A 15138-nucleotide genomic window follows, 5' to 3' on the forward strand; every position below is an offset into this window, starting at 1 on the left:
TGCGTTGATACCGTAATTTAGACCAGAAAGGCAAAATTTAGTTTACCACCGGTATGCATACAGCCACACCGGCGGTGACTTACAGCAATTCTGCCAGTACCCACACGCTGACGCTGCCACCGTTGACCGGAAAGGCGGCGCTGCCCTGTGCGTCGGTTATGATATCGTCCTGGCGGTTGCCTAGGAAGTCGCGCCAGGTTTTTTGCGCAAAATTTTTGCCCAAGGTAATGGTTTTACTGCTCGCTTCCCCGTTAGTCAGTACCACCACGCAGCCGGGGGCTTCGGCAGTGCCACTGCGGCTGAAGGCGATGCAGTTTCTGTCGTCAAAATAATCGGTTTGCACGCCGTTGGCGAAGCGCTGGCGCGCCTGTATCAGCTTCTCCAATTCAGCGATCACGGGGATCTTGATGTGATAATCGCCGCCGTCTTTACCCTTATCGCTATAGCTGGCCCCATATAAATCAGGGTAAAACACGCAGGGAACGCCCTGTTCACGCAGCAGGATCAGCGCATAGGCCAGCGGTTTGAACCAGGATTCGACCGGTGCTTCCAGCGCCTGCAACGGCTGAGTATCATGATTGGCGACCATGGTCACCGCATGGGCCGGATCGGCGGCGATCAGCGTATCGGTGAAAATCTGCCTCATGTCGAATTGATCGCTTTGCTTTGAGGCCTGGTGGAATTTCAGGTGCAGCACCGCGTCGAACAGCATGACTTTACCCTCTATCAGCTGCAAATACTGTTGCAGTGCCGCCAGATCGTGCGACCAATATTCTGCCACGATCAGCAGATCGTGCTGTGCCACGCTGCGCACATGGTCGACCCACTCTTTAAAGAACCAGGCTGGGATATGTTTGGCGGCGTCCAGGCGGAAGCCGTCACAGGGCAGGGTTGCCATCAGCCAGCGCGCCCAGTATTTCAGTTCTTCAACGACGGCGGGGTTGCGCAGCTCGACGTTGGCGCCCATCAGGTAATCAAAATTGCCTTTCTCGTCATCAACCTGATCGTTCCAGCCGCTATCACCGTAGTCGTTGGCGATCTTGAAGATGCCTGTCTCTTGCGGTTCTTCGATGTAATCGATGCCGCTGAAGCACTTGTAATCCCAGATAAACTGGGAATAGGCCCCTCCTCGCCCAGGGAAGGTGAAGCGGGTATAGGCCAGAGCATCAATGCCTTGATCGGCGATAGCGTTGCGGTTATCGGCATCCGCTTTATAGACATGCACCCGCTCTTTTTCATCGGCGCCGATTTTGTGGTTGAACACAACGTCGTGAATCACCCGTATGCCGTGGTCACGCAGTTGGGCGGTGGCCTGCAACAGCGCTTCTTTATCACCGTATTTGGTAGCGCGGGTGCCTTTCTGATCAAATTCACCCAAGTCGAACAGATCGTAGCTGTCGTAGCCCACCGAGTAACCACCGGCAGCGCCTTTATAAGCCGGTGGCAACCAGAGATCCGTGATCCCCAACTCGGCCAGTGCGGGTGCCCGCTCGGCGGCCTCTGGCCACAATTTGCCATCGCCAGGGTAATACCAATGGAAGAATTGCAACAGCGTAGTTTTTTTCGTCATGAGCCAGCATCCCAGTTAGCCGGAAAATAAAGTAAGCACAGCCTAGCATGGGCTACTTTGGGCAAAAGGGAAACAAGCAGGTGGTGACCGCAGCGCTGCCAGATCGGCGAGTTAGCCTGCTTAATCACGTTATTGCGGAGAAAAACATTTCTTCACGAGGTAATTCAGAATTTTATTCTCATTATCAAGCATGCTATTCGGGATGCTTTTTAAAAGCTTCTCTTTTGCATCGATTGTTATAAAGAGTAGAGAGGTATCCGAAAAGAAAGATGGCTTGCTTAAATAAATTGAAACCCCGTTGTTGTACAGCTCCATGTATTTACTACCGAGAGGTGATTGTTTCTTGGTGATTATAGAGTATTTTTTACCTAAGCTTGGGGCGAGAATACCAAAGTAATCACTTTTAAACTGCAGTTGTAACGCGATTAAATGCTTATTCTGGTCAAACAAGACAAAAACATCTTCGAGATCTTCAAACACAATGTCTCTTCGCACATCTTTGTGGCTGTTAGGTTTTTCCTGATAGATATTACCTTTTAGCTCATTATTAAAACTGATTTTGACGGCATTAGGGTGCGTTGCCTTAAATGAGTCCTCCGTTGTCTGGCCAAACTTTACCGTCAATGTGCCCGTGCTGGCAGCATTTAAATGGCCACAAGCAAAGCAGCTGAAGAAGAGGGGTAAAAAGGAACTTAACGTCAACCTAGCATTCATAATTAGACTCTATGATAGGATGTATCTATTATTTATGTAATCAGCGCCATTAAACCTTCTCGGTATTGGGTGGCGATGTGCTCAGAATATTGGGTACCATTAGCGTTTCGATTGAACTTCGCTATTTCTTAGCACTGTTGATTACTATTTTTACATCAAAGTTACGCTCTTTCACCTAAATAGGAATTTTCCAACGCTCGCTGCGTTGTCATTAAAAGTAGAGCGTTGTCAATATAGTATTTGCGTAGTGTTTTTATCAGGTAAATAAAACTTTTCCTGATAACGCGGAGGGCTTAATCGATATACCCTTCATACTTTAAGTTGCTTGGGGGCTGTACGCATTCACCGCTTGCAAGCAACTCGAATTATCTCGGGCCTATTTCCCGGTGTGTGGCCTCTTTGCAAACCACTTTGCGTTGCATCAATGCAGCTTGTTGATTTGTGAGCGATTTCACCAAACCGCCTTCACCCTTGTGTGAAGATACAACCTCTTGATAACAAAAGAACAACACCAAACAGGGAGTAACAGGCATGATGTGGCACCCGATGGGGATTTCTGCGTTAATCACCCTGGTGGTGATCGCGCTGTGGGCGACGTCTCGCCTGCCGGAATATCTGGTGGCCCTGCTGTTTTTTGCCGCTGTGATGCTATTGCAACTGGCACCGGCCGGTGTGGTGTTTTCCGGCTTTGCCTCGTCGGCGTTTTGGCTGGTATTGAGTGGGTTTATTTTGGGGACGGCTATCCGCTCCACCGGGTTGGCCGATCGGCTTGCCAACCGTATTCTGCCTTATCTGGCCGGTTCCTGGTTGCGCCTGGTGGGGGGCGTGGTGGCGATCAGCTACGCACTGGCGTTTGTTATGCCATCGAATATGGGGCGCATTACCCTGCTGATGCCGATCGTCATGGCGCTGGCGGAACGTGCCGGGCTGGCCGAAGGCTCGCGTGGCCGTTTTGGTTTGGCGCTGGCGGTGGGATTTGGCACTTTCCAGCTGTCTGCCAGTATCCTCCCTGCTAATGTGCCCAATCTGGTGATGAGCGGGGCGGCGGAAAGCGCATTCGGTATTCACTTCACCTATCTTGCCTACCTGGTGCTGCACGCGCCAATCCTTGGCATTGCCAAGGGGCTGTTGCTCACGCTGTGTATCTGTGGGTTATTCCGTGCCACCCCGCAGAAAATCGAAAAAATGCCGGCACAGGCGGCGCTCAGCGCGGCGGAATGGCGCCTGATTCTGTTGCTGTTGGCTACGGTGTTGCTGTGGCTCACCGATCGCTGGCATGGCATTGCCCCAGCCTGGGTGGGCCTGGCTGCCGCCTGTGTATGTTTGCTACCGCGTATCGGTTTTCTTACCGGGGAGCAATTTGCCGCCGGGGTCAACGTTCGTACCTGTATTTATGTGGCGGGTATTCTTGGCCTGACGGCGCTGGTGAGCCATTCCGGGCTGGGAGGCTGGTTGGGTGATGTGCTGTTGCATGTGATGCAGCAACAGGCGGATCGGCCATTTGTCGCTTTTACCTCACTGATTGGCATCACCACGCTGTTGAACTTTGTCGTTACGGCTAACGGCGTACCTGCCTTGTTCACCCCGTTGGCACCGGTGCTGGCGGATGGCAGTGGCCTGCCGTTGATAACGGTGCTGATGACGCAGGTGATCGGCTACTCCACGCCGCTGCTGCCGTATCAGGCATCGCCGATCGTGGTGGCGATGGGCATGGGCAAAGTCCCGCCGCGCGAAGGGCTGAAACTGTGTCTGCTGTTGGCGGTGCTGACCTTTGGGCTGCTGGTGCCGCTGGATTACCTGTGGTTCCGCTTATTGGGCTGGATGAGCTGAACAGAGAAGGGAGACGGGATGGACGTGCTGCGTACAGCAATCGAAAAACAGGTGCTTAGCCTAACCGGGCTGGCGCTGGGTGGGATCGACTTTGAGAACCCGCCCGGCGATCCGGGGCTGTTTGGCCCACGGTCGATGATCTGGCAGGTTCACGGCGATTTCACCTCGATGCTGTGCGGTGGCGTCAGCGCGTTGTTGCTTCAGATGCTGCATCCGTTGGCGCTCGCCGGGGTGTGGGATCACTCCAATTTCCGTGAGGACATGCTGGGCCGCCTGCGCCGGACCAGTCAGTTTATTTCTGTCACTACCTTCGGCCCCACGGCGGAGGCCGAACGGCTGATCGCGAAAGTCAAAGCCATCCACCTGCAGGTGACGGGAACGAGTGGCCAGGGGGAGCCTTATGCTGCCAGCGATCCGGCTTTGCTGACCTGGGTGCATGTGGCTGAAAGCAGCCGTTTTCTGGCCTCACACCTGCGTTACCGCAACCCTGACCTTTCTCCTACTCAGCAGGATAGCTATTACCGCGAAGCGGCCCGCGTTGCCGAAGCCCTGGGGGCAAGAGATGTGCCCACCTCATGTGCAGCAGTGGCCGATTATCTGCAATGGATGCGCCCACAGCTGCTGTGCGATGAACGTACCCAGGAGGTGGCGCGTATTCTGTTGGCAGCCCCGGCCCCCAGCGCCTTGGCGCGGCCGTTTGGTGCCTTGGTGATGCAAGCGGGTATCGATCTTCTGCCTGACTGGGCGCAGCAGCAGTTGGGGTTTAATCCTGGCCTTATTCGGCGGCGGCTGGTGCGGGTTGGCGTAAGCGGCGTCGGGCGGGTGTTACGCGCCGCGGTGCGCAATGGTGCCAGCCAGCGGGCGATGCGGCGGATGGCAAAAACTGCCGCTTAACGCGAACTGCATGTTCTGGGAATCCCAGCAGAATCTGTGCCATAGCGCTATATTTGGGTATAGTGCGCAGCATTATTCTGCACCCTAACCTGACCGAGGTGATATGAACGAGTCAACCCTACTTGCTGAAGTGAGTAATGAGAACCAGACGCTGGTCGCAGTGGTTCAGCAAGACAGTCGTGCCGCCTATTTTTATATCTACCCTACGGAAGAACAGAGTGAGCGTTTTCAGGTTCGGGCCTGCTGGCTGCGTAATCTGGGCACTGCACCGCAGCAGGAGGACCGCGAAGCCATTGAGGCCGGGCAGCCACCGATGCTGGCCGCGGAGTATTGCCGCAATCTGGCGGGGGAAGCACCGCTGGAGGCCGAAGGACTGACGGTGATCTGGACAGAAAGCGATGACGGTGCCGCGCTGTGGTACCACGGCCAATTGCTGGCGGTGATCCCCGGTTGGAGCCTGTATATCGATCACTCAGTGTGCTATTCCGCCAGTTGTATCAAAGAGAGCGCGCTGGTTTACCCGTTGGGTTGTGCTTCAACCAACACCCAGTATGCGTTGGCGGAAAAGACCCGGCAGTTCTGGCGCAGTTGGCAGCGCGAGGAGGGCAATCCGTGGCCAGCCATGCAAAGCGCATATCAGGCTCTTTATGCACAGCATTTCGGCCCCGTGGTGCAGTATTACGCCATCGATCAGGGCCGATGGCCGCCGATGGCAATCACCCAGCATGAGCGCGACGGTATTTACTATTTTCTGACTATCGGGGTCAGTATCCGGCCAATGCCGTGGGTGGAGATTCTGTTTAATGATGATGCTTCGTTGCATCGCCGCATGGAAATGGCGATTGCCATCGACGGGCAATTTGTGAATGAAGAGAACGCGATTCAAATGGCCAGCGCGTTGGCCGGTTTTGCACACGTGCCCTGGGCGAATATCACCTGGTTCGGCGAAGGGCACACGCTGGCGTCTGAAGTGGCGCCGCAGGGCTATGAAGGCTATGTGCTTTCTTCCTCGTTTTACCCTGGCCCTCAGCGCTTGGTGTTACCGCCGCAGTATGGTGACCCGGTGAACATTTTCTGGGCCAGCCCGGTGTTTGCAGCGGAACGTGCGCGAGCGCAGGCCACGCCGAACGGTGGGCATGAGTTGGTGAACAGGCTGCGTGAGCAGGGGATTGATCATATTTTCCGCCCGCGCCAGCAGGTGGTATAAACACCTGCCACCCGATAAGCCACCCGCATTGCTGCCGGTGGCTTTTTCCTTTCTGGCCGATCGTGTTCTGGCGTATTATCAGGCGGGCATTCAATTAACGGAGAGGGTCATGAAGGCAGCGCTGTTGATTATCGATGTACAGAAAGGATTGTTTGTGCCGCCACCGGCGGAAGCCGATGCGGTCATTGCGCGCATTAATCAGCTGAGTGAACGTGCCCGGCAGGCCGGAGCGCCGGTGATTTTTATACAGCACCAGACCGCGCACAGCGAACTGCCCCACGGCAGCGATGCCTGGCAGATTCACCCCGATTTGCAGGTGAAAGCCAGCGATCACCGGATAGAAAAAACCACGCCGGATTCATTCTTGCGCACCCATCTGGGCAAACTGCTGATTGCCAACGGCGTTACGCAACTGGTGATTTGCGGTTATTCCACCGAGTTTTGCGTAGATACCACCACCCGCCGCGCCGCAGGGCTAGGGTACCCGGTGGTGTTGGCGGCGGATGCGCACACCAGCCACGACAAGCCACACGCCAGCGGGTTGCAGATCCGTGCTCATCACAACGCCACGTTGTCGAATATTGAAAGTTTTGGCATCCCGATCCGCGCGATCCCGGCAGAGGAAATCCGTTTCTGATACCCGTTCCCTCACCACGGGACAGTGGCGTACGGCTATTGCTCCCGGTTTGCTGTGGTGTTTTTTATTGATAAAAAACCGCCAGGGTTCAGGTGATATGCTGCTGAATAGAACGAATCATCGACTGTTTTGCCGTATCGAGATGGCGGTGTAATTCGCGGGCGGCATCCTGATCGTTACGGCAGATCAGCGCGCTCAAAATTGCCATATGCTCTTCAATCGCAATGATATTTCTTTGTTTGAGATCGGATTCATCCCACTGATAGTGAAAGTGGAAGATCATCGAAATGATCTCCAGTGACTGATTAAAGAAAAGATTATTGGCGGCCGACAGAATTAACCCGTGAAAATCGCGATCCAACAGAGAAAACAGGCGATAGTTGTCGCTGATGCTGTCGCGCAGCTGGCGGTGGCGGCTCAGCAGCTCTTTGGCCTGCAGCCAGCGTTCGTCATGTGCAGGCAGGTTGATAAAGCGTGACAGGGCGTGGGTTTCCAGCATCTGGCGCAGTTCAAACAGCTGCTCGGCATAGCTTCGATCCAGCCTTTTCATGCACCATTGGCCGCGCCGCACGTGATCAATCAGGTTGTAGCGGCTAAAACGCAGCAAAAACTCCCTGACCACCACCGGGCTGACGTTAACGGTGCGTGCCAGCTGCAGTTCGGTAAAGGAATCGCCCGCCCGTAACTGCTTCTGATTAATCATCTGGAAAAAGGCTCTTTCAAACACCTTGGCCTGATCGTCCAGCGAAGAGTTCACGCATTCAAAACCGTCTGTGGCCTGCGGCATGCGCAGGATCACATAGTTATCGTTAACCTTTTCCAGCACCCCCCGCCGGTAGAAATGCGTCAACGTGTGGCGCACCGTGGTACGGCTGATATTGTACATTTCTGCCAGCGCAGCCTGAGAAGGCAAGGGCGAACGGATATGGCCCTGGACGATGCCGTCAATCATCTGATTCACCACATTCTGTCTCAGATTTTGTGTTCTGCTCATGCTGTTCTCGGTGGGATGACTTTTTACGCATTTAAAACCTATTTAAACCGGTTTATTTTGTGCTGAATCACAAATATTTGTTATAAGCCGATCCTTTATGTGGTTTTTCATTGATAACAGCAGCCAGCCGATCCGCTGTGGGGCAGCAATACCACGCGGACGAGATTATTCACTGGTTGCAAGGAGCCACAATGAAACAATTGAATCGCAAAGAATTTCCTGGCGCACACTATCCCGATCGCATTATTCAGTTTGGCGAAGGCAACTTTCTGCGCGCCTTTATCGACTGGCAGATTGATCTGTTGAATGAACATACCGGGCTGAATGCCGGTGTGGTGGTAGTGCGCCCGATCGACAGCGATCAGCCCCCTTCGCTGAATACTCAGGACGGCCTGTATACCACCATCATTCGCGGCTTGAACGAGCAGGGCGAGGCGGTTTGCGAGCCACGGCTGATCCGCTCCATCAACCGAGAAGTGAACGTTTATCAGGACTATGCTGGCTACCTGGCGCTGGCGCGCGATCCGGCGATGCGTTTTGTGTTCTCCAATACCACGGAAGCGGGTATCACTTATCTGCCGCAAGACCGCTTTGCGGATGCGCCTGCGGCCAGCTTCCCGGCCAAACTGACCCGTTTACTGTATGAGCGCTTCAGCCACTTCAACGGTGCCGCTGATAAAGGCTGGGTGCTGCTGCCGTGCGAGCTGATCGACTATAACGGCGAAACGCTGAAGGAATATGTGCTGCGCTATGCGCAACAATGGGAACTGCCAGCGGCGTTCAGCACTTGGCTGAACAAGTGCAATACTTTCTGTTCCACCCTGGTGGATCGCATCGTCACCGGCTACCCGCGCGGTGAAGAGGAGCAGTGGCAGCAGCAGTTGGGCTATCAGGATCGCTTCCTCGACACGGCTGAGCATTTCTATCTGTTCGTCATCCAGGGCCCGCAGTGGCTGGCGCAAGAGTTGCACTTGGATCAGCTTGATTTGAACGTGCATATCGTTGACGACATCAAGCCATATAAAGAACGTAAAGTGGCGATCCTCAACGGCGCGCACACCGCGCTGGTGCCGGTGGCGTTTCTCGCCGGGCTGAATACCGTGGGTGAGGCGATGAGTGATAAGCAGGTAGGTGACTTTGTGGCACGTACCATTGCCGAAGAGATCATGCCGGTGCTCGATCTGCCGCAGGAAGAGCTGCTGCCGTTTGCCGAAGCGGTGCAGAACCGTTTCCGTAACCCGTTTATTCAGCACCAACTGTTATCGATTGCCTTAAACGGGATGACCAAGTTCCGCACGCGTATCCTGCCGCAATTGCTGGCTGGCCAGCAGAAAAACGGCGTGCTGCCAACGCGGCTGACCTTTGCGCTGGCGGCGTTGATCGCGTTTTATCGTGGGGAGCGGCAACTGGGCAACTATCCGTTGCAGGATGATGCCCATTGGCTGGAGCGTTACGCCACGCTGTGGGCGGGGGTGAAGCACCGTGATATCCCGCTCACTACGCTGGTGGAAAGCGTGTTGGCCGATGACAACCACTGGGGGCAAAACCTCAATGCGGTGCCGGGCCTCACTGCCGCCGTGACGGCCAATCTGCGGGTGATTCTGGAAGACGGCATGCGTACCGCGCTGTACGGCCTCGATAAACGCTGATCGACGCTGCTGAAATGGGAAATGGCGTTTATCACGCCATTTCCCGCGCAAGGATATTGGGCAATGGGGAACGGCTGAGTAAAGATAGCCACGCTAATTGGCCAGCAAACCCTCTCAGAGGCAATAAACCCGGTAAGCTGCCGGTGGAAATCCGATTGAGAAACCCCCGCCGGATCCCTATACTGCCGCACATGCAAGGTGTCGCATTTGTATACCTCCCCGATTGATAAGCTAAAGGCAATTCCATGATCAATAATGATGTGCTGCGCAGCGTGCGCTACATGCTGAGTATTAACGACGCGAAGATGGTTGAGATCGTCAAACTGGACGGTTTTGACGTCGACGTTGCAGCCATGGGGGCCTACATCATCAAAGAAGGTGAGCCGGGTTTTGCGCCATGCCCAGATGAAGTGATGGCCCATTTCCTCAATGGCCTGGTCTTCTTCAAACGCGGTAAGGACGATAAGTTCCCGGCGCCCGCCATAGAGTTGCCGATCACCAATAATCTGGTGCTGAAAAAGCTGCGTGTGGCGTTTGAGCTGAAAGATGTCGATCTGCACCAGATTTTCACTTCGGTGGAATTCCGTATTTCGAAGCCGGAATTGAGCGCGTTATTCCGCAAAGAGGGCACCAAAAACTATCGCCCGTGCGGCGATCAGATGCTGCGTTACTTCCTGAAAGGCCTGGCCCAGCGCATGCGTGGTGGCTGATTCAGCCCTGCAGTGACACCAGGCGCCCTCATTGCGGTAATGCTGGTCACTTAAACGCAAAGCAGCATAATCATGCAGCAATGGCTCCAAGGTGTCGCCCTCACCCCAAGGGAATTGGTTAGCCTTAACTGACCAGCATTACCCGCATTGAGGGCGTTTTTTTGCCTGTCCGACGTTCCCGCTGTTGCCAAATGCTATACAAACCATACTTCAGCTCTTCTGGGGGTAGGCCGTCGGGCTTGCGCATTCCAACTTGGGGCGCCTTTTGCGCGCCCTGGGTTTGTCTACCATACTGTGGACGATACCCGTCAAATTCTGCGCTGGATTAGCCGGGTGTTTGAGTTACCTATATGAGTGGGCAATAAGTAAGACAACGCCTGACAATCAGCTTGCGGAAATAAGATAATAATATGACGACTGCGCCCGTGGATCTTCAGCAAAAGCTGCACAGCACTGAAATCGAACAGAAAATACTTAAACGTTCAATTTACTGCACGCTATTTATTGCCAGCGCAGGGATTGTGTTTGGGATTATTTGTGGCTCCATGTCGATTGTTTTTGATGGCATGTTTTCGGCGCTGGATGCCGGGATGTGTTCATTATCGCTGCTGGTATCGCGCCTGCTGGGGCAGCCTTACAGCCGCCGTTTTCAGTATGGATTCTGGCATGTTGAACCGCTGGTGCTGGCGTTTAACGGCAGCTTGCTGACCCTGTTGTGCGTGTACGCCTTCATCAACGCCATTAAAGGGATTGCTGATGGTGGGCGCGAGCTGGAACTGGGTTGGGCAATGGTGTATGCGGTTACCGTCAGTATTTTCTGTTTCGCGCTCTATTTTAAACAGCGTCAGTTGAACAAAAAGGTGCAGTCTGAACTGATTGCGCTGGATACCAAAAGCTGGCTGATGTCGGCGTGCATCAGCTCCGCACTGTTAGTGGCCTTTATCCTCACCTGGCTGATGGAAGGTACCCGCTACGAATACCTGAACGTTTACACCGATCCCTTTGCGTTGGCGGTGCTGACTCTGGTGTTAATCCCGATCCCGATACAAACGGTCAGAGCGGCGTTCCGCGAGGTGTTGCAGATGACCCCCGACAGCCTCGATTGCAAGATCGAAGCCATCATGGCGCAACTGACGTTGGAATATGGCTTTCTGGATTACTCCAACTATGCCACGCGCATGGGGCGCGGGCTGTTTATTGAGATCCAGATTGTGATCCCCGAAAGCATGGAACACAGCGGCATATACAAGTTTGATCAAATCCGCGACAAAATTGCCGAGGCCATTGGTGAAGACGGCCCGCACCGCTGGCTGACCATCTCTTTTACCCAAGATCCGAAGTGGCTGTGAGTGGTATATCAGTCATACTTCAAATAGGGGTAATTATACCCGCGAGCTCGTCAAATTGCCGTATGATGCCATCCGGCAATTGGCGCAGATCATTATTGAGCGCTTACGCGAGTAAGTTAAGCATCACCTAGTCTTGGGCGATGGGCTGGTTGCCGCTCAGCAAACCCCATTCGCTCCAGGCACCGTCATACAGCTTCACCTGCTGGGCATCAAGCGACAGCAAGCCCAAGGCCAGCACGGCGGCGGTCACGCCAGAACCGCAGCTGACGATGGTCGGTGCGTTGATATCCACGCCTTTATCAAGGAAGGTTTTTTTCAGCGCCGCCAGTGATTTGAAACGGCCACCTTCCAGCAGATCGCCATACGGAATGTTGATGCTGCCGGGGATGTGCCCACGGTGCAAGCCAGGGCGGGGCTCTGGCGCTTGGGCATGAAAACGCGGTGCCGCACGGGCGTCGAGGATCTGCACCTTATCGTGCATGGCCTGTGCAACCTGCTGCATATTGACCACCGCATCGGCGTTAAAGCGGGCATTGAAGATTGCAGGCTTTGGCTGAGCTGCGCCGGTTTCCAACTTGTTGCCGCGGGCAACCCAGCCGTTTAAGCCTTCGTCCAGCACGTAAACCTGCTGCGCGCCAAAATTGCGGAATGTCCACCAGCCGCGCGGTGCGGAGAACTGGTTGCCTTCATCGTAGAAAACAAGGGTGTGTTGTTCGCTGATACCCAGTTTGGCCGCTGCGGCGCTGAATTCCTTCGCCGTTGGCAACATATGGGGCAGCGAGGTATTTTTATCCGCCACATCATCAATATCGAAATACACCGCGCCGGGTAGATGGCCGCGCGCAAATTCGGCCAGCATATCTTTTTTGGGCACCAGGCCGACCGGGGACATACGGACGTCGACCAGCACCAGATTTTCATCGTTGATATGTTGTTCCAGCCACTGCGCAGTCACCAAAAATGGAGAATTCATCGTTGTTATCCGCCTGTTAGCAAATCGGGGGTTTTACTATACACCAGCGCCAAGGCGACAGGTGCAAGTTGAAGAGGATATGATGTTTATGGATAGAAATCTGAGAGTAAATACCGATGATTGAGCACGACTTTGGCGGCGCAAAAATCGCGCTGCTGCGCGGCGATGCGGTGCTGGTTTACCTGCGTGATGCAAAGCCCGGTATTCCGTGGCCCGGCTGTTGGGATCTGCCCGGCGGCGGGCGCGAAGGGGGCGAAACGCCGCTGGAGTGCGTACAGCGAGAAACCCTGGAAGAGTTTGGCATTCCGCTTTCGGCGCGCCAGATTCTGTGGCAGCAGCGTTACGCCGGGATCCAGCCCGGCTATCCACCCACCTGGTTTATGATCGGTGAGATCACGCCAGAGCAGATCGCCGCAATCCGTTTCGGTGACGAGGGGCAGCGCTGGCAAATGATGCCGGTGAACGAGTTTGTACAGCACCCGCAAGGGATCGCCCACCTGCGCCAGCGGCTGGCGGACTATCTGGCACCGCGCTAGGTGCGCTCAGCGGCCTCAACGCGGGCAATCAACGTTTCAATCTGATGCTCGGAAAACACCTCAATGCCGTTCTGGCGCAATAATTCTGCGGTGACCCCGCTGCCGGGCTGTGTCTGGCCGCCGAATGAGCCGTCATAAATCGTCTGGCTACCGCAGGAAGGGCTGCGATCGCTGAGCAGGGCGAAGCGGCAATCGTGCAGGCGCGCGGTATTCAGCGCCAGATGCGCCCCCAACAGATAGGGTTCGGTCACATCGTTACCGTCAGCGTCGATCACTCTGGCCTTACCGGCAATCACCTCGGCCCCGTTGGCTGCGGCGGCAATTTCAGCCGGTGGGCGCGGCGTAGAAAACCCCGCTGCCAGCTCGGGGCAGCAGATCACCCATCGCCCCTCCTGCTGCCAGCGTTCCAACGTGGAGTGAACCAGCGTTTTATTGGATGCGTTATAACGCACCTTGAAGCCTGCCAGGCAGGCACTGACTAAGATCTTGGGTGGCATGCTGATATCCTGCTAAGAGCCTGATGATGATTGTTCATTCTGGCGCGCTGAAGCCCATCTGTTTTACGGGCCGGATTGGCTTTGCATGATCTGGGTGATAGTGAGGCCAACCTGTTTCACCGCGCGCTCAACGTCGGCGGTCAGTTTTTGCGCGTAGTTGATGCGCAGGCAGTTACGGTATTTGCCTGCGGCGGAAAAAATGCTGCCGACGGCAATTTGTACGCCCTGATTTTCCAGGCAGCGGTTGAGGCGCAGGGTATCAAACTCCTCATGCAGTTCGATCCACAGCATAAACCCGCCTCGCGGCTGGCTGACGCGCGTACCCGCAGGGAAGTATTGGGTGATCCAGCAGGTCATCAGATCGCGGTTTTGCTGATAGCGGATGCGCATGCGGCGCAGGTGCTGCATGTAGTGGCCGTGGCGGATAAATTCGGCAATGGCAAACTGCGGCTGAGTGGCCGTTGCGCCGGTGCCGATATATTTCATGTGCAGCACGCGCTCAAGATAGCGGCCAGGGGCGATCCAACCAATGCGCAGGCCGGGAGCCAGCGTTTTGGAAAACGAACTGCACAGCAGCACCCGCCCGTCATCGTCGAAAGACTTGATGGTGCGCGGCCGAGGGTAGCTGTAGGCAATATCGCCATACACATCATCTTCGATAATGGCCACATCGTAACGCTGTGCCAGCATCAGCAGGCGCTTTTTGCGCGCATCCGGCATGATATAGCCGAGCGGATTGTTGCAGTTCGGGGTCAGCAGGATCACCTTCACCGGCCACTGTTCCAGGGCCATCTCCAAGGCTTCCAGATTGATACCGGTCAGGGGATCGGTCGGGATCTCCAGCGCCTTCATGCCCAAGCCTTTCAGCGTCTGCATGGTGCCGTGATAGCAGGGGGAATCGACCGCCACGATATCCCCAGCCTGACAGATAGCGCGCAGCCCGGCGGAAAGGGCCTCTTGGCAACCGGTGGTGATCACCAGTTGCTCGGCATCAAGCTAACAGCCGGAATCCAGCAGCAGACGGGCGATCTGCTCGCGCAGGCTGGCCACGCCTTGAATGTTGTCGTAATACAGGCTGCGCAAGTCGCCGTGGCGGGCGTTACTGCTCAGTGCCTTGAGCAGTGGCTTGAGCGTGGCTTCGCTGACATCTGGCATCCCGCGCCCCAGTTGCACCAGATCGTTGCGTGGTTTGCTGCGGATCAGCTCCAGCACCAGTTCCCATTGCGAGATTTCCACCGGGCGCTGCACCGGGCGGCTGACCGCCGGCAGCTCGGCGACCCGATGCGGCCTGCGCACGAAGTAGCCGGACTTGGCCCGTGGTTCAACCAACTGATGTTCTTCGAGCTGGCGGTAGGCCTGCTGTACGGTGCTGATACTGACGCCGTGTTCCAGGCTGAGGGTACGTACCGAAGGCAAACGCTCGCCCGCAGCATACAGCCCTTGTTCAATGCGTTGTCTGAGAATGGCGGCCAGGGCGGCGTAGCGTGTCATACAGATACCCCAAATGATGCTGTCTGAAAAAAAACCGGTACAGATAGCTCCAAACTAGACCATTCAGCGGCCTGAAAACAGCCTGTG

General features: G+C 55.3%; 13 protein-coding genes and 1 pseudogene. 8 read left to right on the forward strand and 6 right to left on the reverse strand.

Annotated elements, in window-relative coordinates; genetic code table 11:
* Positions 1 to 79: 79 nt before the first annotated feature.
* Together amyA and BMI79_RS05245 are read right to left on the reverse strand one after the other, a co-directional pair.
* Complete coding sequence (gene amyA, locus BMI79_RS05240; RefSeq protein ID WP_076941051.1) at positions 80 to 1570, reverse strand: alpha-amylase; 1491 nt, start codon at positions 1568 to 1570, stop codon at positions 80 to 82.
* 129 nt (positions 1571 to 1699) lie between these two features.
* Complete coding sequence (locus BMI79_RS05245; protein ID WP_076941053.1) at positions 1700 to 2284, reverse strand: hypothetical protein; 585 nt, start codon at positions 2282 to 2284, stop codon at positions 1700 to 1702.
* A gap of 531 nt (positions 2285 to 2815) precedes the next feature.
* On the opposite strand from BMI79_RS05245, the gene BMI79_RS05250 reads away from it, so the two are divergent.
* The 4 genes from BMI79_RS05250 to BMI79_RS05265 all read left to right on the forward strand — a co-directional run bounded on the left by BMI79_RS05250 (position 2816) and on the right by BMI79_RS05265 (position 6852).
* Positions 2816 to 4114: an SLC13 family permease gene (locus BMI79_RS05250; protein ID WP_076941055.1), complete on the forward strand. Its 1299-nt coding sequence runs from the start codon at positions 2816 to 2818 to the stop codon at positions 4112 to 4114.
* A gap of 18 nt (positions 4115 to 4132) precedes the next feature.
* Complete coding sequence (locus tag BMI79_RS05255; protein WP_076941057.1) at positions 4133 to 5008, forward strand: oxygenase MpaB family protein; 876 nt, start codon at positions 4133 to 4135, stop codon at positions 5006 to 5008.
* 103 nt (positions 5009 to 5111) lie between these two features.
* Positions 5112 to 6215 (forward strand): suppressor of fused domain protein, encoded by a 1104-nt coding sequence (locus tag BMI79_RS05260; protein ID WP_076941059.1) that lies wholly within the window; start codon positions 5112 to 5114, stop codon positions 6213 to 6215.
* Positions 6216 to 6324: 109 nt separating this feature from the next.
* Positions 6325 to 6852, forward strand: coding sequence for a cysteine hydrolase family protein (locus BMI79_RS05265; protein WP_076941238.1), 528 nt, complete (start codon positions 6325 to 6327; stop codon positions 6850 to 6852).
* An 88-nt stretch (positions 6853 to 6940) separates the two neighbouring features.
* On the opposite strand, the gene BMI79_RS05270 is transcribed toward BMI79_RS05265, so the two are convergent.
* A complete protein-coding gene (locus BMI79_RS05270) occupies positions 6941 to 7846 on the reverse strand; it encodes a GntR family transcriptional regulator (RefSeq protein ID WP_076941061.1) in 906 nt (301 codons plus the stop codon).
* A gap of 191 nt (positions 7847 to 8037) precedes the next feature.
* Here BMI79_RS05270 and BMI79_RS05275 point away from each other — a divergent pair, with 191 nt between their 5' ends.
* The 3 genes from BMI79_RS05275 (at position 8038) to BMI79_RS05285 (ending at position 11554) form a co-directional block, all read left to right on the forward strand.
* Complete coding sequence (locus BMI79_RS05275) at positions 8038 to 9495, forward strand: tagaturonate reductase (protein ID WP_076941063.1); 1458 nt, start codon at positions 8038 to 8040, stop codon at positions 9493 to 9495.
* 245 nt (positions 9496 to 9740) lie between these two features.
* Positions 9741 to 10205, forward strand: coding sequence for a YehS family protein (locus tag BMI79_RS05280; RefSeq protein WP_076941065.1), 465 nt, complete (start codon positions 9741 to 9743; stop codon positions 10203 to 10205).
* A gap of 410 nt (positions 10206 to 10615) precedes the next feature.
* Positions 10616 to 11554, forward strand: coding sequence for a cation diffusion facilitator family transporter (locus tag BMI79_RS05285; RefSeq protein WP_076941067.1), 939 nt, complete (start codon positions 10616 to 10618; stop codon positions 11552 to 11554).
* Positions 11555 to 11681: 127 nt separating this feature from the next.
* Here the strand turns inward: BMI79_RS05285 and sseA are convergent, their stop codons facing one another.
* Positions 11682 to 12527 (reverse strand): 3-mercaptopyruvate sulfurtransferase, encoded by an 846-nt coding sequence (sseA, locus tag BMI79_RS05290; RefSeq protein ID WP_076941069.1) that lies wholly within the window; start codon positions 12525 to 12527, stop codon positions 11682 to 11684.
* A gap of 116 nt (positions 12528 to 12643) precedes the next feature.
* Between sseA and BMI79_RS05295 the strand changes: the two genes are divergently transcribed.
* Positions 12644 to 13063 (forward strand): NUDIX hydrolase, encoded by a 420-nt coding sequence (locus tag BMI79_RS05295; protein ID WP_076941071.1) that lies wholly within the window; start codon positions 12644 to 12646, stop codon positions 13061 to 13063.
* On the opposite strand, the gene BMI79_RS05300 is transcribed toward BMI79_RS05295, so the two are convergent.
* Positions 13060 to 13560, reverse strand: a complete 501-nt coding sequence (locus BMI79_RS05300; RefSeq protein WP_076941073.1) for a 2-thiouracil desulfurase family protein — start codon at positions 13558 to 13560, stop codon at positions 13060 to 13062. The genes BMI79_RS05295 and BMI79_RS05300 overlap by 4 nt on opposite strands.
* 63 nt (positions 13561 to 13623) lie before the next feature.
* Positions 13624 to 15051: pseudogene (locus BMI79_RS05305) on the reverse strand (aminotransferase-like domain-containing protein).
* Positions 15052 to 15138 lie beyond the last annotated feature (87 nt).

Source organism: Serratia oryzae (assembly GCF_001976145.1).
GTDB classification, from domain to species: domain Bacteria; phylum Pseudomonadota; class Gammaproteobacteria; order Enterobacterales; family Enterobacteriaceae; genus Chania; species Chania oryzae.